This window comes from uncultured Jannaschia sp. (genome assembly GCF_947494055.1).
In the GTDB taxonomy this organism is placed as follows: Bacteria; Pseudomonadota; Alphaproteobacteria; order Rhodobacterales; family Rhodobacteraceae; genus Jannaschia.
Genome location: NZ_CANLTR010000262.1, coordinates 1 through 216 on the forward strand (window position 1 = coordinate 1; position 216 = coordinate 216).

Annotated in this window: 1 pseudogene; it reads right to left on the minus strand. The window is 67.6% G+C overall.

Annotated features, from left to right (window positions below):
- Positions 1-216 (minus strand): annotated as a pseudogene (locus Q1A87_RS24090) (IS110 family transposase); the annotation flags it as partial.

Here is a 216-nt window from a genome sequence, read left to right on the forward strand (position 1 = left end):
GGTCGATGCTGCCGATCGCCGCCATCAGTCCTGCCGCCACGGCCAGATTGACTCCGGTGCTGGTCAGCAGCCGTCGGATCGCCTCGTCGTCCAGCGCGTCCTGAGCGATGTCCCGATCGAGCACGGCAAGATCCTCCCCGAGCCGGTCCAGTTCGCGGACATGGCGCGTGATTGCAGCCCGCTCGTCCTCCGGTACCGGCTGACGGGAAAGCCAGT